General features: G+C 62.0%; 16 protein-coding genes. 12 read left to right on the top strand and 4 right to left on the bottom strand.

Annotation, left to right across the window (positions count from 1 at the left end; translation table 11 throughout):
* Positions 1–201: 201 nt before the first annotated feature.
* The 3 genes from HX875_RS31620 to HX875_RS31610 form a co-directional block, all read right to left on the bottom strand.
* The gene (locus tag HX875_RS31620; RefSeq protein WP_177048851.1) at positions 202–996 is read right to left on the bottom strand and encodes an ABC transporter permease; all 795 of its coding nucleotides are present in this window, start codon (positions 994–996) and stop codon (positions 202–204) included.
* Positions 993–1670, bottom strand: a complete 678-nt coding sequence (locus HX875_RS31615; protein ID WP_177048850.1) for an ABC transporter ATP-binding protein — start codon at positions 1668–1670, stop codon at positions 993–995. The genes HX875_RS31620 and HX875_RS31615 overlap by 4 nt, the downstream gene beginning before the upstream one ends.
* A gap of 220 nt (positions 1671–1890) precedes the next feature.
* The gene (locus HX875_RS31610; RefSeq protein WP_177048849.1) at positions 1891–2355 is read right to left on the bottom strand and encodes a metallophosphoesterase family protein; all 465 of its coding nucleotides are present in this window, start codon (positions 2353–2355) and stop codon (positions 1891–1893) included.
* Between the two features lie 193 nt (positions 2356–2548).
* Between HX875_RS31610 and HX875_RS31605 the strand changes: the two genes are divergently transcribed.
* Positions 2549–3772, top strand: a complete 1224-nt coding sequence (locus HX875_RS31605; protein ID WP_177048848.1) for a DUF1835 domain-containing protein — start codon at positions 2549–2551, stop codon at positions 3770–3772.
* Positions 3773–3788: 16 nt separating this feature from the next.
* On the opposite strand, the gene HX875_RS31600 is transcribed toward HX875_RS31605, so the two are convergent.
* Positions 3789–4955, bottom strand: a complete 1167-nt coding sequence (locus HX875_RS31600; RefSeq protein WP_177048847.1) for a YiiX/YebB-like N1pC/P60 family cysteine hydrolase — start codon at positions 4953–4955, stop codon at positions 3789–3791.
* 229 nt (positions 4956–5184) lie between these two features.
* Here HX875_RS31600 and HX875_RS31595 point away from each other — a divergent pair, with 229 nt between their 5' ends.
* The 11 genes from HX875_RS31595 to HX875_RS31545 form a co-directional block, all read left to right on the top strand.
* Entirely contained in the window at positions 5185–6105 is a 921-nt protein-coding gene (locus HX875_RS31595) for an ABC transporter substrate-binding protein (protein ID WP_177048846.1), read from the top strand.
* Positions 6102–7220 (top strand): phosphotransferase, encoded by a 1119-nt coding sequence (locus HX875_RS31590; protein ID WP_177048844.1) that lies wholly within the window; start codon positions 6102–6104, stop codon positions 7218–7220. The genes HX875_RS31595 and HX875_RS31590 overlap by 4 nt, the downstream gene beginning before the upstream one ends.
* Positions 7217–8089, top strand: a complete 873-nt coding sequence (locus tag HX875_RS31585; RefSeq protein ID WP_177048843.1) for a sulfurtransferase — start codon at positions 7217–7219, stop codon at positions 8087–8089. Before HX875_RS31590 ends, HX875_RS31585 begins: the two co-directional genes overlap by 4 nt.
* 125 nt (positions 8090–8214) lie before the next feature.
* Positions 8215–10362, top strand: a complete 2148-nt coding sequence (locus HX875_RS31580) for a TonB-dependent siderophore receptor (RefSeq protein WP_177048842.1) — start codon at positions 8215–8217, stop codon at positions 10360–10362.
* A 12-nt stretch (positions 10363–10374) separates the two neighbouring features.
* Entirely contained in the window at positions 10375–11211 is an 837-nt protein-coding gene (locus HX875_RS31575; protein WP_177048841.1) for a 5'-nucleotidase, lipoprotein e(P4) family, read from the top strand.
* Positions 11212–11226: 15 nt separating this feature from the next.
* Positions 11227–11808, top strand: a complete 582-nt coding sequence (gene pnuC / locus HX875_RS31570; protein WP_177048840.1) for a nicotinamide riboside transporter PnuC — start codon at positions 11227–11229, stop codon at positions 11806–11808.
* 139 nt (positions 11809–11947) lie between these two features.
* Positions 11948–12766: an ABC transporter substrate-binding protein gene (locus tag HX875_RS31565; RefSeq protein ID WP_008433155.1), complete on the top strand. Its 819-nt coding sequence runs from the start codon at positions 11948–11950 to the stop codon at positions 12764–12766.
* Positions 12763–13593 carry an amino acid ABC transporter permease gene (locus HX875_RS31560; protein WP_177048839.1) on the top strand — a complete coding sequence of 277 codons (831 nt, stop codon included), beginning with the start codon at positions 12763–12765 and terminating at the stop codon, positions 13591–13593. The genes HX875_RS31565 and HX875_RS31560 overlap by 4 nt, the downstream gene beginning before the upstream one ends.
* Before the next feature lie 25 nt (positions 13594–13618).
* Positions 13619–14992 (top strand): LLM class flavin-dependent oxidoreductase, encoded by a 1374-nt coding sequence (locus tag HX875_RS31555; RefSeq protein WP_177048838.1) that lies wholly within the window; start codon positions 13619–13621, stop codon positions 14990–14992.
* A gap of 81 nt (positions 14993–15073) precedes the next feature.
* A complete protein-coding gene (locus HX875_RS31550) occupies positions 15074–15805 on the top strand; it encodes a UTRA domain-containing protein (protein ID WP_177048837.1) in 732 nt (243 codons plus the stop codon).
* A 106-nt stretch (positions 15806–15911) separates the two neighbouring features.
* Positions 15912–19332 (top strand): hypothetical protein (locus tag HX875_RS31545; RefSeq protein WP_177048835.1); only part of this gene is annotated, 3421 nt, incomplete at its 3' end.

Here is a 19332-nt window from a genome sequence, read left to right as displayed (position 1 = left end):
CAATCCCGGAGTGAGGGAACGCCGAGCCTAGGCGAGGCGCCGACAGGCGGGGCAGAGCCCTTTGCTTACTTTGGGCTGGGCCGGCATTCCGGCTTTTCCAAAGTGAGTCGCTGTAAGAGCGAAACCATAAGCCGCCGTTACCGCAGGAATGGATATGTACACAGTAAACCACCCCAAAACCGCTACCCGCCCTCACCAGGATTACACCCGATCTTCAAGCCGATACCGCAAAAACCGATGCCCAGGCGAAAACAACCGCCGGTAGGTAAGCAACACCGCACCCACCGTACCCAACGCCGAAGACGCGGCGATCAAAAACATGATCACGATCTGATAACGCACCGCGTCCACCGGGCTCTCTCCCGCCAGCACCTGGCCAGTCATCATGCCGGGCAGGCTGACAATCCCCACCACCGTCATCTGGTTCAGGGTCGGAATCATCCCCGCCCGCACCGCCTGGCGAATCGCGTCCTGCGCCGCTTCCCAGCGCGAACCACCCAACGCCAGGACCATCTCGATAGTATTGCGCCCCGAGGTCAGCTCCTGAGTCATGCGCTCAATCCCCAACGATACACCGGTGAGCGTATTCCCGAGAATCATCCCAAGAATCGGGATCGCATACTGCGGCTCGTACCACGGGTGAATCCGAATGACCGCGAACAGGCCAACCGCCGTCACCAGCCACGAACTGCCCCACACCGACACAATGCTGTCGGCCCGCTGCCCGGCATAGGTACGCTTGCCACGCCCGGCGGCCGAGAGCCCGGCGATCAGGGTCATCAGGCACATCAGCGGCAGCACCACGTACCAGTAGGCGAATTCAAAGACCCAGCCCAGCAAATACCCAATCGCCAGCAACTGCACCACCGTGCGCACAGCGGCCCAAAACAACTGGCGCTCCAGGCCCAGACGCAATAACAGCGACAGCGCGCCATTGATCAGGATCAGCGAAGCGGCGATGGCCATGTCCAGTGCCGTAAGGTCGTGATAGTTCATGGCTGCACGGCCCCCGTCAGCACACCGGCATCCATGTGCAGGTGAGTGGTGCTCATGCGTTGCGCCTGCTCAAGGTCGTGGGACACCCAGACATAGGCGTGGTCTTTGTCCGCTTCGGCCCAGGCGTTGATCAACGCCTCGACTTCCCGGGATGAGGCCGGGTCGAGGGCGGCGGTGGGTTCGTCCAGCAACAGCACATCGGGATTGAGTTGCAGGGTGCGGATCAGCGACACCACCTGGGACTCACCGCCGGATAAATCCCCGGCATTTTTTGCCAGGAAGCCCGGCTCTTTTCCTGCGTGGGCCAGCAGCGCATTGACGGCCTGCGAGTCGAAACTGAGGTGGTGCAAGGCCTTGAGGCTGTAGGGGAAACGCAGGTTGTCTTCCACGCTGCCCTCGATCAGCGCCGGGCGTTGGGCGAGGTAGCTGATATGGCTGCGGTACTGCGGGATTTGCACGTTGGCGATGGGTTGCCCATTCCAGAGGATATCCCCGGAGGACGGTGCATCGAGCAAGGCAAGTGCCCGCAGGAATACGCTTTTGCCGGAGCCGGATGAGCCGGTGATGGAGATCCGGTCGGCGCGGTGCAGTTGGAAGTTCGTCGGGTGCAACAGTTGGAGTTGGCGGCGCTCGTCCATCCGCGTGAGCGCCCGGGTTTCGACTAATACGCTCATGGAGTTGATGATCCTTGTTCCTGATTTAGGCGCAATGGTAAGACACGTGGCGAGGGAGCTTGCTCCCGCTGGGCTGCGCAGCAGACCCAAGAAATTGACGGGTTTTTTTCAGGTGTATCGCAGTGGCTTTATTGGGGCCGCTTCGCGTCCCAGCGGGAGCAAGCTCCCTCGCCACAGCAAGCTCCCTCACCACAACAACCCCTCTCGCCACAGGTTTTATTCAGCGCTTGGGCTCCAGCGACACCAGGCGCGGCTTGATGGACTTCTCCCGCACCTCGAGCAGCGCCAGGGTCACCGGCAACTTGAAACGCCGCCGCCCTGCACTGCCGGGATTGAGAAACAATCGCTCGCCGCGCCACTCGATCAGCGGCTTGTGGGAGTGGCCGGTGATCACCAGCCTGATGTCCGGATCAAGCACCTTCGGCACATCGGCAATGTCATGCACCAGCAGCGACCGCCAGCCATTCAGGTCGAAATCCAGCCGGTCAGCCAGGTGCTCAGCCCAGGCCGCATCAAGGTCGTTATTGCCGCGCACCACATGCAACGGCGCAATCGAGGCCAGCAGTTCGAGAATTTCCGGGCTGCCGATATCCCCGGCGTGAACAATCTGCTCGCACCCCTCCAGGGCCGCCAGGGCCTCGGCGCGGAGCAGGCCGTGGGTATCGGAAATCACACCAACTTTCATGAACATCTCCTGTGCCAGACACCGGCACTCTGCGCCGGGCGGCTTGCAATCAACCATTGCACTGCCTATATTTCCCGCCTGGCGCCATCTACGCCACCATCCGCGGAAAGGGCTGCGCCCAAGACCTTGACTGAATATCACATTTCTACGACTCCCAACCTTAAAGCGGACAAGGTTTGTGCAAGGAGATCGTATGTCGCAATCATTATCGTCTACTAACGGCCGTATCAACCTTGAGCAGCAACGCAAGCGCGCCAAGGAGCTTTTGCTGCGCCTGAAAAACGCCGATGCCGCCGCTACTCCCACCTTATCCGATGCCCAGTGGCTGATCGCCAAGGAGCTCGGTTTCCCTAGCTGGCCCAAACTGAAAGCCCACGTCGATACGGTAGATTTTGCCGCCCGCCATCCGGGTTTCGAAGCCAGCGACGAGGCCCGCACCACCCACTGGCGCTGCGGCAACGACATCGCCCACAGCCTCGGCGTGGCGGGGTTCAAGGGCCACTTTCGGATGCTGATTGACCCATTGTGCATGGGCCCGGTGCAGGACCTGCCAGCCGAGCACTACCAGGCCGTTCGCAGCCGCTACATCAGCCAGGTGTTTGCCATGGATGAGGCCGAGGTGGCGCGCCGGCATGCCGACGAATACACCCATCTTGAACAGTTGGGCAGCAGCGGCCACAGCGTATTGTGGTGCGAGGCGGATGCGTACGATCAGTTGTTCCTGATGCGTGCGTTGGCGGGGCTTGAGCATCTGCCTGAAAAGCTTGAGCTGATCGAGGTCGACCGTATCCCCGGCGTGCAACGTTTTATCGGCATTGGCCAATTGGCGCCCGAAGTGTTGGCATGGCTCTGGCCCCAGCGCCGCCCGGTCGATGAGAGCATGCTGCAACTGGCGCGGCAGGCCTGGTCGGCGTATTGCGCCAGCTCGCCGCTCAAGCTGGCGGAACTGGCCCGGGCCCACCATCCATCCCTGCCCTTCCTGGCCCCGGCATTGCGCCGGCAGTTGCAGGAGCTGCCGGGGACGCGGGACGGTTTGTCACTGACCGAACGCCTGGCCCTGCACTACGTGGCCGAGGCCGGGCCGGTGCCGTTTGGCAGGGTGTACGCCGAGTTGATGGGCAAGCGTGAACCGCTGCCGTATCTGGGGGACATGATGTTCCACGCGCTGATGCGGCCGTTGATTGATGGCGAAAATCCGCTGTTGATCGAGTCCGAGGCTCAGTTGCCATGGCCTCAACGGATGTTGGCGCTGACTGCGCTGGGTCGTCAGGTTTTGAACGCGAAGGCTTACTGGCCGGACCATGCAACAGCAGAACGCTGGGTCGGTGGCGTCTGCATACGGCCTGGCCAGCCTCACTGGATGATTGATCATCGCGGCTTTCCCACATGGCGGGCAGCCCCTTCCCAGGTTTTGTAGACCTTATCTACGACCTTCAGCCAGTCGGCGTTTCACTCGAGGCGCCGCTGTGCTTCAAGTGCGCCCGAAGCCGCTCGGTTGCGATCATGCCAACATCAAACAGTTGCGTCTCGATGCTAAACAGGCGTTGGTAAAAACGCTCAATACCCTTGATCACAGGCAACGTGGCCACAGACGGTGGTACTTGCTTCATAAACTCAAGGCTTTGAACACGCCATGCCAGTCCTTGCCTGGCCTGACTGTTCAAAGACTCAAGAAACACCAGGTGCTGGCGCAGTTGGCCATTCGTACAGAAGCCGCCTTCAATTACGGCATCGATAATTGCATCGTAAGAGAAGGCGGCACCCGCATGCGTTTGCACCCACCGTTCGAGGAAATGATCGAGTCGGCCCCCTACTGCCAATGAGAATTGCCGGATAAGCACTTGCTCCTGGGCAGGTTCAAGCGAGCGTTCAGGCGCTATCAGCAGGCCAATAACTTCTTCGAGGGACTTAAGCTTGCCCTTCTTGATAAAAGGACACCCACCCACAGTCGCATCCACAATTCCTTTGACGAGGGCGTGAAATTCAGTGCCCATGTCCGCATCACTGCCCTGCTCGACAAAGCGCTCGACCATGAGGTCGCTGGCATGGGCAGGCAGCAACACGCTTTGCGTTACATCCAACAGATAAGGGCTTTTAGCGATATCCGCCGGAGTGGTCTTGGCGGGAGCCTTATCGGTCAGCGACACACCACCTGCCAGGTAGCTGGAGGCAATCAACTGCGAGCAGAACAGCTGCGACTCTTCTTCAGTTCCCAAGCCTTGCGGAGCTTTGCTTAACACCGCACCACTGCGGGAATAGTTCTTGAATACATGGGATCGGGCGTACTCGGCAATCGCCTGGGTATTGCACGGCACCTGCGGATTGGCCCAGCGAAGCACCCGGATGTTCTTCGCGTCGCGAATGGCCTTGTCCACCATTGAGGTCAACTTGATATGGGGATGCACAGCCTCAATCACCAAACCGCCCGCTTGGACAAAAATAGCGGCGTGGCTGAACGCCGAACGAGTCACCACTTTGATCGCAGAGCTGACCCAAGCCTCGGAGGTTGAAAGCAGTATGTCTCCCACCTCGATTCTTGAATGATCCAGGACGTGGCAAGGTCCCTCATAGCGCGTTGCGAGTTTGGTGCGAACATCCATAAAGCTTTCTTCCCCAGTTATAAGCCCAACCTGACAAATGACAGAACAGCACAAATAGTTCCAGCCAATCCGATGCTTTTGCCTATCACTTGAGCTCGCGAAAAGTCCTTGGCTCGACTGCCCGCCAACCATTCCGGCATATCCATAGCAATAAACGATATTGGTATATACCAGATTGCTCCCTTATAAATCGCCCCCATCACAAGACTGCAAGCTGGAGTAGCAAGCGATGGTGTCGGTAAAGGTAATGCTGGAGTACTTTCATCCCTGGCCGAATTCGGCGGGTTTGTACCTGGCGAGGGAACGCGGTTGGTACGCCGAGCTGGGGCTGGATGTGGAGTTGGTGGTGCACGATCCTTATCGGGGCGACACCCTTGAACACCTGCTGACTGGCGCAGCGGACTTCGGCATTTTCCCGAGCAACCGCCTACTGGTCCGGCGCGGCCTGGGGCAAGCGCTGCAAGGCATCGCGGCGATCAATCATGCGGGGCTTGAGTCGATTCAAACCCTCACCGACTCCGGTATCCAGCGTCCTCGGGACCTGGTGGGCAAGCGCCTGGCGCTCAACCCCACACCGCGGGGTTTGGCGATGGTGCGTCATCTGGTGAGCAACGACGGTGGCGATCCGGATGGCGTGATCCTGGTGGACAGCGGCGTGCGTGAGCTACGCCCCGAGCAGTTGGCCGAAGGGATCGCCGATGCCAGTTTCGGCGGCTACTGGGCCTGGGAAGCATTGATGCACAGTCCTATCGAGGCGGAGCGCCGGGTGGTGTTGCCGGTGGATGAGATTGGCGCACCGGCGTATCACAGCTACCTGTTGGGCGCCCACGAACGAACCCTCGCCGAGCAGCCTTGGCTGGTGCGTGATTTCCTCGCAGCCACGGCCCGCGGCTATCTCGCCGTGGCCGAGGAGCCGACGATTGCGCTGGCGGCCTACGAACACACCACGCCGTATTTTCCGGCGGAATTGCTCAACGCATCCCTGCACAAGATCGCCCCGACCTGGCTGCATGGCGGCCGCTGGGGCGAGCAACGCCAAGCGCTGCTCAAGCCTTACGCCGAGTGGCTGCATGAGCACGCGGTGCTCGACAATCCGCAGGTGTGGCAAGAGGCAACCAGTAACGCCTATCTGCCCGGAGCGGCGGCATGAACCCACAACGCACTGCCCATGGCCTGGGGCTTGATCCGGTGGCTGCCGACTGGCCAGCGCTGCACGAAGCGGATATCCAGCACCTGCTGCGCGAGTACCCGCACCTCGGGCAACTGCGCAGCCTGCATTGGCACAGCCCGCGACCGTTTTCCGCCGCCGGGCTGATCACCACCAGCAGCGCCACCCTGTTCGTCAAACGGCATCACCAGCAGGTGCGGCAAGCCACGTGGCTGGAGGAAGAGCACCGCCTGATCGCCCACCTGCATCGCCAGGGCGCACCGGTTGCCGCGGTGGTGCCCAACCGCCATGGCGCGACGGCCACGAAGCAGGGCGAATGGACCTATGAGATTCACCACGTCGCCAAGGGCCTGGACCTGTACCGCGACGCGCTGTCGTGGTCGCCTTTTCAAACGACCCAACACGCTTTGGCGGCAGGCGTCGCCCTGGCTCAGCTGCATCAAGCGGCTGAAGGCTACACCGCCCCACACCGCCAAACCGAAGTGCTGCTTGCCAACGCCCGACTGATCGAACAACCCGCGCCACTGGCAGCTATCGCCAACACACCGGCGCTGGCCGAGTACCTGGCCGACAAGGACTGGCACACGCAACTCACCGAGTTGCTGTTGCCCTGGCACGCACCACTGCAACCCTTGCTGCAGCAGCAACCGCCACTCTGGACCCACAACGACTGGCACGCCTCGAACCTGCTGTGGAATGAAGACGGCACGGTGTCCAGCGTGCTGGATTTCGGCCTGGCCGACCGCACCTTCGCCCTCTACGACCTGGCCACCGCCATCGAGCGCAACGCCGTGCCCTGGCTGGACCTGGACCTCGGCCGCCCGGCGATCGCGGACCTCGACAGCGTCGATGCACTGCTTGCCGGCTATCACCAAATCCGGCCACTGAGCGCGCAAGACCTGCACACGCTGAGCGCCCTGCTGCCGTTGGTGCATGTGGATTTCGCCCTGTCCGAAGTGGCGTACTACCAGGGCGTGGTGGGTTCTACCCGCAGCGCCGACGTGGCCTATCACGCTTACCTGCTGGGCCATTTGCAATGGTTTGCCGGTGCCCAGGGGCAACGCTTGCTCGGTCATATCCGGCGCAAATCCGTATGAGCATCCTGGTCGATACCGATTGGCTGCATGCCCGCCTCGGGGAGCCAGGCTTGGTAATTCTGGACGCTACCGTGGTGCTGCCGTCGCCGCGTTTTGACGGAGATTACCGGGTCGCCAGCGGGCATGCCGGCTGGCTGCAGGCGCATATCCCCGGCGCACGGCATGCCGATTTGTTGACCGACTTCGCGGACTCCCACGCCAGCTACAGCTTCGCCCTGCCAACCCCGCAAGCCCTGGTTCAGGCCCTGGCAAACCTGGGCTCAGGTGCCGGCAGCCAGGTCGTGATCTACGACCGCGCCGACGGTTTCTGGGCCGCACGCCTGTGGTGGATGTTGCGCGGGCTGGGTATTGCTGCGTCGGTGCTGGACGGTGGTTTCAACGCCTGGCAACGGGCGGGCTTAGCGCAGCACAGCGGGCAGCCGGCAATAACCAGCGCCGTCGAACCCTGGCCAATTCACGCCTATGCGCCACTGTGGATCGACCGTGCCGGCGTTGAAGCGGTGGTCGCAGGGGACTCACCCGGCGTACTGGTCTGTGCATTGGGCGCCGCCTTGTTCGAAGGCACTGCAGCCACCCGCTACGCCCGGCGCGGGCACATTCCCGGCAGCCACAACCTGCCAGCACGCACGCTGTTTGATGCCCAGGGTCGCTACCTGCCCAAGGACGCCCTGGCCCTGGCCATCGGACCCACGCTGCTGCACAGCGACGGTCCACTGATTCTCTATTGCGGCGGCGGCATTTCGGCTGCGGCCAACGCCCTGGCCCTGACCCTGCTGGGTCGCCAGGACATCGCACTCTACGACGGCTCGCTCCAGGAATGGGCCACCGATGCACGCTTACCAATGACTACCGGAGCAGCTCCGGCCTGACGCCTTCGCGGCGACCCCGGCTTTTTAATTTCGTACTGGCAACCCGTCCGTTGCGCAGCGCTGGGCCCTTTTGCGCCCGATAAAGCGTGATGTGCCAGCGGGCAGGCCCTTGGAGCGCTCCTTTTATGGCAACACCGTACCGTCACACCCTGCTCGCCCTGAGCATCACCCTCGCCGCCACGGCCGCCCATGCCCAGGACGCAACCCTGGACACCGTCACCGTGGTCGGCGAACAGGCCACCGATTACCAGGCCAAAAAGGCCGCCGTCGCCGGCTTCGATAATGCCCCGTTGCTGGACACCCCGGCCTCGGTGGCGGTGATCACTGAGGCCCGCCTGAAAGACCAGCAAGCCCGCCTGCTGAGCGAGGTGTTGAAGAACGACGCCTCAGTGGGCGACAGCTACGCGCCGGTGGGGTACTACGAGAATTTCGTGGTGCGCGGCTTCTCGCTGAACCCCGCCAGCAGCTACAAGATCAACGGCCGCACTATCACCGGCGAACAGAACGTGGCGCTGGAGAACAAGCAGCAGGTGGAAGTGCTCAAGGGCCTGTCCGGCCTGCAAAGCGGCGTGTCCGAGCCCGGTGGCCTGGTGAACTACGTGAGCAAGCGCCCGGAGAATGTACGCTCGGTGACCGTGTCCACCAACGAACACGGCGAGCGCTACCTGGCCACCGACGTCGGCGGCTGGCTCGGCGCCGAGCAGCAGGTGGGCGTGCGGGTCAACCTGGCCCACGAAGACATCCGCTCCTACGTCGACCACGCCGACGGCCAGCGGGATTTTGCGTCCCTGGCCCTCGACTGGAACATCAGCCCCAACGCCCTGCTGCAACTGAACGCCGAGTACCAGAACCGCGAGCAGCGCTCGGTGCCCGGTTATCAATTGCTCGGCGGCACCACCGTGCCCCACAACGCATCGCCACGGGATTTGCTGGGCTACCAGAGCTGGTCGAACCCGGTGGGCATCAAGTCGCTGAACCTCGATGGCCTGTTCGAATACCGCTTCAACGAGGCCTGGAAAGCCAGCTTCAGCGCCTCCCGCAGCCGCGTGGTGATCGACGATTACAGCACCTTCGCCTGGGGCTGCTACGGCGCCGCCAGTTGCGCCAACACCGCAGTGCCCAACCACTTCAGCGCCGAGGGCGACTACGACATCTCGGACTACCGCAGCCCAGACGACACCCGCAGCAACGAAGAAGCCCAGGCCGCGCTCAACGGCCAGTTCGACACCGGGTTTCTCAAGCACGACCTGACCTTCGGCACCACCGCCTTCCGCCGCCTGGTGGACCGGCGCACGTCGATCAACGAATACATCGGCGAAGGCAATATCTACGAAAAACCGCCGGTGCTTGATCCTTACGAGGGCCCACTGGGCCACACCTACCGGCGCCTGGATAGCCGCCAATACGGCCTGTTCGCCAGCGACCGCATCAGCTTCAACGAGCAGTGGCAAACCATCCTGGGCGGGCGCCAGGTGCGCCTCGACGAAGAAACCTACGACCAGGCCGGCGACACCACCCGCCATACCCAGCGCAGTGTGTTTCTGCCCCAGGTGGCATTGATCTACAAGCCGCGCCCCGACACGACACTGTACGCCAGCTACAGCAAGGGCCTGTCCCTGGGCGGTACGGCAGCGTGGTTCAGCAGCAACGCCGATGAAGTACTGCCACCGACCACTTCGCGCCAGCTGGAAGTGGGGATCAAGCATGACTTGCAGCGCCTGAGCCTGACCGCCGCGCTGTTCCAGATCACCCAGGACCTGCAATACAACCGGCCCAACGATGACGGCAGCATCACCTTTGTGCAGCAAGGCAAGCAGAAGAACGTGGGCCTGGAACTCTCGGCCAACGGCCGGGTGACCGACAACCTGCAAGTCTCGGCCAGCGTGGCGGCGATTCGCGCCCGGGTGAGTGGCAGCGGCACCGACGACTATGACGGCCACCAGGCGATCAACGTACCCAAGCTGCGTGCCAGCCTGCACGGCGACTACAGCATTCCCGGGATCAAGGGCCTGGCCCTGCTCGGCGGGGTGCAATACAGCGGTAGCAAGTACGCAAACCGCGAGGCCAGCGTGAAGGTCGACGACTATGCAGTGTTCGATGTGGGCGGACGCTACAGCACCAAAGTCGGTGATTACGATACTGTGCTGCGCCTGACCGTCGACAACCTGTTCGACAAACGCTACTGGCGCGACGTGGGTGAATCCGCGGGCGATGGCTACCTGTTCCTGGGCGCGCCACGCACCGCGCGGTTATCCGCCACCGTCAATTTTTGAGGCTGACTGTTCATGCGTAATCTGATTTTTGCCAGTGTGTGCCTGCTCTCCACCGCCCTCGTCGGCTGCCAGCAGCAACCACCCGCCAACGACCAGCTGGATGCGGTGCTGTGGACCCAAACGTCCATCGAGCACGAGCTGATTTACCGCCAGGTATTCGCCAACGCCACCCGGCAACTGGACGTGGCCCTCAACACTGCGGACTGGGACGCCCTGCCCTTGCCCCCGCGTAATCTGACCGGGTTGCCGCCGGCGGTGGTCGTCGACATCGACGAAACCGTGCTCGACAACATCCCGCTGAACGCCCGGGACATCGTCAATAACCAGGTCTACTCCTACGACCGCTGGAACACCTGGGTCGACCAGGCCAAGGCCCAGGCGCTGCCCGGCGCAGTCGCCTTCCTGCAGGCCGCCAAACACAAAGGCATCACGGTGTACTACATCACCAACCGTGAGCAAAGCCAGGTCCAGGCCACCGTCAACAACCTGCGCCTGCGAGGCTTTCCGGTAGACAGCGACCAGCAGGTACTGGCCGCCGGCACCCCGATTGGCAGCTGCGAACAGGCCGGCTACGGCAAGAACTGCCGCCGCCAATGGGTCGCCCAACATGCCCGCGTGCTGATCCTGGCCGGTGACTCCCTGGGGGATTTCGTGCAGGCCGAACACAACACCCTGGACGCCCAGCGCAAGGCCGCCGAACCCTACCTGGGCTGGCTCGGCCAACGCTGGTTCGTGCTGCCCAACCCGACCTACGGCAACTGGTACAGCGCGCCCTATGGCGACCAGGAAAAACTGCCCTTTGAACGCAAGCGCCAGCTCAAGCAACAGGCGCTGCACCTGCAAAATTGACCCTGAGGGGACCGTATGACGCCGCTGGAAATAGTCGCTGTAATCTTCAATATCGCCGGGGTGTGGCTCACCGCCCGACGGGTGCGCTGGTGCTGGCCGGTCAGTGTGGTCGCGGTGTTGCTGTACGGCTGGATCTTCTTCGAGGTGAAGCTGTATTCCGACATGCTCCTGCAACTGGTCTTCGCTGTGTTGCAGGGCTACGGCTGGTGGCGCTGGAGCACCGGGCGCATCGACGCGGGCAAGGTGCGGGTCGAGCGTTTGCCGGTGCAGGAAGCGTGGCGTCATTTATTCGCAGGTGTGATCGGCGCCCTGCTGCTGGGCGCCGCCATGCACCACTTCACCGATGCCGCATTGCCGTGGCTGGACTCGCTGCTCACCGCTTTCAGCCTGGTGGCCAGCCTGTGGGCGGCGCGCAAGTATGTGGTGAGTTGGTGGCTGTGGATCGTGCTGGATACGGTGTACGTCGGGCTGTTTGTGTACAAGGATCTGCAATTGACCGCCGCGTTGTATGCCGGGTTTGTGGTGTTGGCGGCGTATGGGTTGGTGTCGTGGCAGCGTGACTTGCGCCAACAGGAACAGCAACTTTCAGTTGCTTGAACACGATGTTTGCTTCCCAACTGTTGCCAGGCCAACAGTTGGGAAAACATATAACTAAAACAACGCATTACAGTACATAAAATCATTAAACATAAAGCCCTTATCGCGTTTAAATATAAAAAATCCCATGGGTATATTTATGAATTTACGTACTGTCGTGACCTTGGGCCTAGCCCTGTTAGTAGCCAGCCCGGCGGTGTTCGCCGGGGCAACGCTGGATCGCATCACGCAATCCAAACAGTTGGTTGGCGTGCTGATGGAGAACTATCCGCCCTTCTCTTTTCTCAATGAACAAAACCAGCTCGATGGCTTCGACGTCGACGTGGCCAAGGCCGTGGCCGACAAACTTGGCGTCACCCTGAAGTTGGAAACACCCTCTTGGGAAGTGATCGCCGCTGGCCGCTGGCAAGGGCGTTATGACGTGTGCATCTGCTCCATGACCCCAAGTGCCGCCCGTGGGCAAGTGTTCAATTTTCCTGTCGAGTATTACGCCTCACCGGCGGTCATCGTGGTCAATGCCGATGAATCTTCCATCCACTCGGCCAGTGACCTTTCCGGGAAAAAAGTCGGCGTGGGCAGCGCCTCGACCTACGAGGCCTACCTGAACAAAGACCTGGTGATCGAAGGCGCCAACACGCCAATCGAATACCCGTTCAGCCAGATTCAAGCCGTGCCTTACGACAATGAAATCGTGGCCTTCCAGGACCTGGCGCTCGGCACCGGCAAACGCCTGGACGCAATGCTCACCAACCTGGTGACCGCCAATGAGCGAATCAAGCATGACCCACGCTTCAAGGTCGTCGGCAAACAGCTTTACAGCGAGCCCAACGTGGTCGCCACCGAAAAAGGCGACCCCCAATGGGACGCGAGGCTGACCCAAGTGCTGGCCGACCTTAAAAGCGACGGCACGCTGACGAAGATCTCCCAGAAATGGATTGGCGCAGACATCACCCAATGAGCGTTTTCCCCACCCCGCCCTCTGTGGTGAAACCGCCGCCCGTCAAACGCCAGTGGTTGCCCTTCCAGGTGCGCCTGTGGCTGACCTGGGGCGTGATGCTGTGCCTGTTCGCCGGGCTGTTCATGAGCTTCGACCTGAAGTTTGCGATCGTCGCGGCCAAGTGGCAGAACCTGGTGGGCCTGCACCTGTCGCCCAACGGCTTTCTGCAGGGTGCGGCGCTGACGCTATTCCTGTGTTTCTGCTCGATCTGGCTGTCCCTGGCCCTGGGGTTTGCGACGGCCCTGGCGCGCTTGTCGAACAGCGCAGTGGCGTTCGGGATTGCCAGTTTTTACGCCTCGTTCTTTCGCGGCACGCCGCTGCTGATCCAGATTTTGCTGATCTACCTCGGCCTGCCCCAGTTGGGCGTAGTGCCGGGCGCCATCAGCGCCGGGATCATTGCGCTGTCGTTGAACTACGGGGCGTACCTGAGCGAGATCTTTCGCGCCGGCATCATCGGAGTGTCCCAGGGCCAACGGAATGCGGCGGCGGCGCTGGGCATGGGCCCGACGGTGACGTTCTGGCAGATCGTGCTGCCCCAGGCGATGCGCACCATCATTCCACCGACCACCAGCCAGTTCATTTCGATGCTCAAGGACTCATCGCTGGTCTCGGTCATGGGCGTCTGGGAAGTGATGTTCCTCGCGCAGTCCTACGGGCGCTCCTCATACCGCTACATCGAAATGCTCACCACCGCTGCCGTCATCTACTGGCTGCTCTCCATTGGCCTGGAGCTGATCCAGGCACGGCTGGAGCGGCACTACGGCAAGGCCTACCTTCACGGGCGATAACCGCTTTTTACCTGCAGGAAGCACCATGTCTGATCCAACCCCGTTGTTATTCGGCCTGTACGAACAAGCCAGTGTCGGCTGCGGCGGCGCGCCCAGCCTGTGGACCCACCCGGCGGATGAACGCCTGGGCATCAACACCCTCAAGTACTGGTCGAACCTGGCCCGCACGGCAGATGAAGCCAACCTCGACCTGATGTTCTTCGGCGATGTGCTGGGCTTCTACGATGTGTTTGGCGGGTCCGAAGCGGCGGCGTTGAAATGGGCGGTGGAAGCGCCGGCCAACGACCCGCTGACGATCATTCCCGCACTGGTGGCCCTGACCGAAAAGCTCGCCTTTGGCGTCACGGTCAGCACCACCTATGAACACCCATTCACCCACGCCCGGCGCTTCAGCACCCTGGACCATTTGTCCGATGGGCGTATCGGCTGGAACATCGTCACCTCTTACCTGTCCAGCGCCGCACGCAATTTCGGCCTGGAGCAGATGATCAAGCACGACGACCGCTACGAACGCGCCGAAGAGTTTCTCGACGTGGTGTACAAGCTCTGGGAAGGCAGTTGGGCCGATGACGCGGTGCTCGCCGACAAACTCGCACGCACCTATGCCGATAGCGCGCGTGTTCGACCGATCCAGCATGCCGGCGACCATTACCGGGTGGCCGGCCCGCACCTCACGTCACCCTCGCCGCAACGCACGCCGCTGCTGATCCAGGCGGGTTGGTCGGGCCGTGGCCGGCAGTTCGCGGCCAAACATGCAGAGCTGGTGTTTATCGCCAAATCCAACCCACTGGAGATACGCCAGGGGCTGGAAGATATCTGGCGACAGGCCGAGGCCCGCGGGCGCAGGCAGCAAGACGTCAAATCCCTGACCGTGTTGCGCATCGTCACGGCCCCCACCGCCATCGAAGCACAAAAGAAATACGAGACCCTGCAAAGCAACTATCACCTGCAGGCGCAGTTGGTGAGCTACGCGGGCGACACCGGTATCGATATCAGCCGCTACGCCGACAGCGAAGCACTGTCCACCCACACCGAAGGCATGACCTCCTACGTGATGAGACCCGATGGCAGCGGCAAACCGCTGACCGCCGGCGAGGTCAAGCAACGCTTCGCCAACGTGACGCGGGGCAGCGACCTGATCCTGGTGGGCACGCCGGAGCAGGTGGCGGAAAAAATCGAGGAACACGCCAGAATTTCCGGCACCAGCGGCTACATGCTCAACCCGTTGATCAGCCACGGCTCGCTGAATGACTTTGTCGAACTGGTGATCCCGGCCCTGCAAAAACGTGGGCTGTATCGCACCACACCGCAGACCGGCACCCTGCGTTCGCGGCTCAGCGCCGACGGCAGTGACCGCTTGCCAGCCTCGGCCCATGGGGCTTCGTTCCGCTTTGAGTAAGGTGCTCGTGGGCACTGCGTGACCTGCGCCAACAGGAACGGTAGAGTCACGCCCACGCCCGGCCTGCACACGGAACCCAGGATGCCTTTCGACCCGATTTCACCGCACTACCAGCGCATTCGCGAACAGATCGCCCACGATATCGCGGCGGGTGTGCCCCAGGCGGATGAGAAATTCCCGTCCGAACGGGAGATGATCGAGCGCTTCGGCTGCACCCGGGTCACCTTGCGCCAGGCCTTGCAGCAGCTGGAAGCCGAAGGCCTGGTGTACCGGGAAAACCGTCGCGGCTGGTTTGTCAGCCCCCGGCGCATCCGCTATGACCCAACACGCATCAGCGGCTTTATGGATTACGTAAGTGCCCAAGGCCGTACGCCGCGCACCGAATGCCTGCACGCAGAGCTGCGCCCCGCGGGCGACTGGCTGGCCAGGCGGATGGGCCTCGCGTCGGCGGATGAGCCGATGTTTTTCCTGCAACGGCGGCGCTGGATCGACCGGCGGCCAGTGTTGCTGGAGTTCAATGCGCTGCTGGCAAGCTGGTGCCCGGGGCTGCTGGACGCCGACTTGAATACCTCGCTGACCCAGCTGCTGCGGGAGCGGTTTTCCCGGGTGCAGTCGCGGTGTGAGCTGGAGATGCACATTGGCACCGTGAATGAAGAGCAGGCCGAGTTGCTGCAATTGTCCACCGGGTCCACCAGTGTTTATCTGGAACGCTTGAACTTCGGCGAAAACGACCAGCCGGTGGAGTTCGACCAGGAGTTCTGGCGCCCGGATGCATTGTCGATCGTGATGGAGACGCGCTATCCCGGGACCTGAATTTCACACCTGTGAAAGCTTGTGACTTGTTGCCAACAAACCCGTTTTCACTCGCTTGCAGCGCCTAATATCCAGTCCTCGTGCGCCCATCACATGGACTGAACCGATGATCACCCGCCCCGAAAAGTCTGCCTCCCCCCGCGTCGATCAACCCAACGCTCCCGAGCGCGTTTTCGACGCTGTCCTGAACAAAGCCAAAATCCTCGCCACCTCGGGAACAAGCGATAAAACCCTCAAGCCCGACGACTACAAGGAAGTCACCGCCCTCCCGGCCAAACTCGACATCGACAAGCTCAAGGTCATTTCCGAAGACAAAGACGCCGGGGTGATCTACTTCGAACAGGACGGCGCCAAATACAAGATCAGCGCCGAGGGTGCGGCCAACGCCCAGGACGGCTTCGACGTATTGAAGAACCTGCGCTTCGGCCATGCCGTGGCCCCGGTCAATCAGGGCGGGCCCGACGAAGGCACGCCGCTGTACACCGTCCTCCAGACCCTGGCCGAAACCCAGGGCACCCCGGCCGGCAAGGCCATTGTCGAAAGCCTGAAGAACCCCGACCAGCAGCTGCTGCGCGAAGACGGCGACGGCGTGCGCCTGGCCAACATCAAATCCGTGGGCAAGGCCGAAGACGGCATCCTCAAGGTCAGCCTGGAAAACGGCAAGACTCTGGTCATTTCCGAATTGCTCACGCCCCAGGCGTTCAGCACCTACACCCAGGCCGGGGTGACCAAGGAAGCCCTCAATGACGGCAAATCCAAAGGTTATGAAGAAGTCACCAGCCTGCCGGGCGACCTCGATTTCAGCCAGTTGAAAGTGGTGTCGGAAGACAGCAGCGCCGGGGTGATCCTGTTCGAGCACCAGGGCCACAAGTACGCAATCAGCAAGTCCGAAGCCGACCTGCCACAGCCCGGTGCCGACCTCAGCAACCCCAACCCCAACGCCGGCGGCACCTTCTACAACTTCCTCCACGCGGTGCACGCCAGTGAAGGTTCCCAAGCCTTCGACTACATCAAGAACGCCCAGTCCCTGCCCGGCCAGGAACTGCTGCGCAAGGACGAGGCCAGCCTGAAGCTGGGTGACATCAGCAAGGTCGACGCGCCCATGGACGGCATCCTGGTGGTCAACCAGGCCGACGGCAAATTGCTGGTGGTGTCCAAGGACATCACCCCCGAAGCCTTCGCCGCCTACACCACCAAAGGCCAAACCCTGGCCGGTATCGAAAAGGCCAAGGGCGACGGCTACACCCTCGCCGGCCCGGACGCTTACCTGGGCTCCACCGAAGACATCATGAGCGTCGGCGGCGCCGGGGATTATGGCCCGGGGCTGATCGCCTTCACCCAGCACAAGCCGGGGGGCAGCGAAGAGAAAATCGTGGTCTCGGAAGACAGCAACCCACAGATGTTCGAACAGATTTCCGGCTACCGCAGCGACATCGCCGCGCAGACCACCGACGTCGACAAGCTGCGCACCGACAACGGCCTGCCGCCGCTCAAGGACGTGTCCGTCGACAACCTCACCACCACCGAAAAAGATGAAAGCGGCAACCCGCTGTCGGTGCAGGACCTGTCGATGAAAACCCTGGTGGACAGTTACCGCGCCGGGGTCAAGGACGGCAGCATCGGCAAGGACGACCCGCGCGCCAAGTTCCTGCGGGCGGTGGAAGCCCGGAGCATGGCCGACAACGGCATGTCGATCATTCCCGAGCACGGTTTCGGCAACCAGGGCATCGCCACCACGCCCATCGACGTGACCTCCCGGGACGTGCGCGACAACATCTTCGACACCAAGTCCATCGACCAGACCATCAACGACCTGCTCGGCGACTCGACCATCCAGCACGACATCAAGGCCAACCACGACGCGGCCCTGGGCAAGGTCGACGGCGGCCAGGCCAAGGTCGATGAGACCAAACAGAAACTGATCGACAGCACCTCCTCGGAGAATTTCACCAAGTACATCAAGTCCCTGCAGGACAGTGGCAAGACCGAACTGGCCACCCAGGAAATCCAGACCGCCTACACCGCCCTGGCCGATATCGACCCGGCCAAGGCCGACAGCTTCCTGCAAAACCTGCAGATCGATGGCTACACCGACGCGGTTGAAAAACTGATGGACGATCCCACCAAGATCGATGACGCCAACACCGCCCTGGCCACCACCGACAACACCATGGCGATCTTGTCGATGCTCAAGGGCAGCGCCGACGGCCTGCCGCGCCAGGCGCTGGGGGTGTATTCGAAGTTTGTCGACCAACTGCTCAAGGACAAAAACGCCGCCGCCGACTTCGGCAAGGCGATGATTTCCCTCGGCGACACCTGGCAGAAAAACGGCGTGATCAGCTTCAGCGACATCGACAAGGCCGTGAGCAAGGAGATCATGCCGGGCCTCAGCGAAGAGAACCGCAGCTCGTTCGTGAAGAACCTCAACTTCCTCAAGGACAACGGCGTGCTCGGCTCGGTGGGCGGCGCAATCGGCATGGGCCGGATCGTCTACCAACTGGCGGGCCAGGGCGGCAAGCTGGCGGATACGCCGATGAAACGCCTGGGCATCGCCAACGACTTCCTTGGCTTCCTGGGCACCGGCTCGCACTTCGCCACGCTGGGCTTGAAGGTCTACGACAAATTGCGCGGCACCAACGCCTACAAACTGATGGGCTTCGATCGCTCCCTGCCCGACCTGTGGGCCAAGCCCGGCGAGGGTTACCACGCGCTGCCCAAGGACGCCGAAGCGGTGCAGAAGAAGTACTTCGAGATCGTCGACCAGGCCATGGACGACGGCAAGGACGTGGGCAAGGCCCTCAACAGCGGCGGCTGGAGCGACGAAGGCGCGAAAAAGGTCCAGGAAGGCATCGAAAAAGGCATCGCCAGCCGGGGCGGCGTGGCCGGGGCCGGGTTTGGCGCGAAGTTCGCCAGCAGCGCGATCAAGGTGATCGGCATGGCCACCGACGTGGCAGGCGGCGTGATCAGCGTGGTGCAGGCGGCGTTCACCCTGCGTGACGGTGTGCGCGAGAAAGACCCGGTGAAAATCGCCTCGGGCTCACTGTCCATGGCGGGCGGTGTCAGCAGCCTGGTGGGCGCGGCAGGCGGCGTGCTGGGAACGCTGGGGGTGACCGGGCGGATCATTCCATTCCTGGGGCCGGTGGGCTTCTTGATCTCCGGTGCGTTGTCGTTTGTCGGGGCGATTTTGAGCACGGTGCAGTCCCATAAGCTGCACAAGATCTCGATGCAGAACTGGGACCAGATCCAGGACTTCAAGCAGGACGGCTTGCTCAAGCCCAACGGCGATGAGGCGTATGTGTGGTTGCAGACGTACCTGTCCGACTGGGGCCAGCGGGATGCGCCGCAGGACCAGAGCATTTTTGATTTCCGCAAGGAAGAGTGGGATGCGCGGTCGAGTATTCGTGGCGGGGATCATCGGCGCGATCATCCGGACTTCATCGGGGACGGGAACAACCGTAATTCAGAGGACTACAAATACTCGCTGAAACCGTCGGAATGGACCAATGAGAACCACGACATCATCTGGC

Origin of the sequence: Pseudomonas yamanorum (genome assembly GCF_013386765.1) — a bacterium.
GTDB classification, from domain to species: Bacteria; Pseudomonadota; Gammaproteobacteria; order Pseudomonadales; family Pseudomonadaceae; genus Aquipseudomonas; species Aquipseudomonas yamanorum_A.
This window is presented reverse-complemented; position numbering and strand designations above follow the sequence as displayed.

Coding starts and splice junctions, on each gene's coding strand:
- HX875_RS31620 (WP_177048851.1), bottom strand. CDS start 996: ATGAACTATCACGACCTTACGGCACTGGACATGGCCATCGCCGCTTCG.
- HX875_RS31615 (WP_177048850.1), bottom strand. CDS start 1,670: ATGAGCGTATTAGTCGAAACCCGGGCGCTCACGCGGATGGACGAGCGC.
- HX875_RS31610 (WP_177048849.1), bottom strand. CDS start 2,355: ATGAAAGTTGGTGTGATTTCCGATACCCACGGCCTGCTCCGCGCCGAG.
- HX875_RS31605 (WP_177048848.1), top strand. CDS start 2,549: ATGTCGCAATCATTATCGTCTACTAACGGCCGTATCAACCTTGAGCAG.
- HX875_RS31600 (WP_177048847.1), bottom strand. CDS start 4,955: ATGGATGTTCGCACCAAACTCGCAACGCGCTATGAGGGACCTTGCCAC.
- HX875_RS31595 (WP_177048846.1), top strand. CDS start 5,185: ATGGTGTCGGTAAAGGTAATGCTGGAGTACTTTCATCCCTGGCCGAAT.
- HX875_RS31590 (WP_177048844.1), top strand. CDS start 6,102: ATGAACCCACAACGCACTGCCCATGGCCTGGGGCTTGATCCGGTGGCT.
- HX875_RS31585 (WP_177048843.1), top strand. CDS start 7,217: ATGAGCATCCTGGTCGATACCGATTGGCTGCATGCCCGCCTCGGGGAG.
- HX875_RS31580 (WP_177048842.1), top strand. CDS start 8,215: ATGGCAACACCGTACCGTCACACCCTGCTCGCCCTGAGCATCACCCTC.
- HX875_RS31575 (WP_177048841.1), top strand. CDS start 10,375: ATGCGTAATCTGATTTTTGCCAGTGTGTGCCTGCTCTCCACCGCCCTC.
- pnuC (WP_177048840.1), top strand. CDS start 11,227: ATGACGCCGCTGGAAATAGTCGCTGTAATCTTCAATATCGCCGGGGTG.
- HX875_RS31565 (WP_008433155.1), top strand. CDS start 11,948: ATGAATTTACGTACTGTCGTGACCTTGGGCCTAGCCCTGTTAGTAGCC.
- HX875_RS31560 (WP_177048839.1), top strand. CDS start 12,763: ATGAGCGTTTTCCCCACCCCGCCCTCTGTGGTGAAACCGCCGCCCGTC.
- HX875_RS31555 (WP_177048838.1), top strand. CDS start 13,619: ATGTCTGATCCAACCCCGTTGTTATTCGGCCTGTACGAACAAGCCAGT.
- HX875_RS31550 (WP_177048837.1), top strand. CDS start 15,074: ATGCCTTTCGACCCGATTTCACCGCACTACCAGCGCATTCGCGAACAG.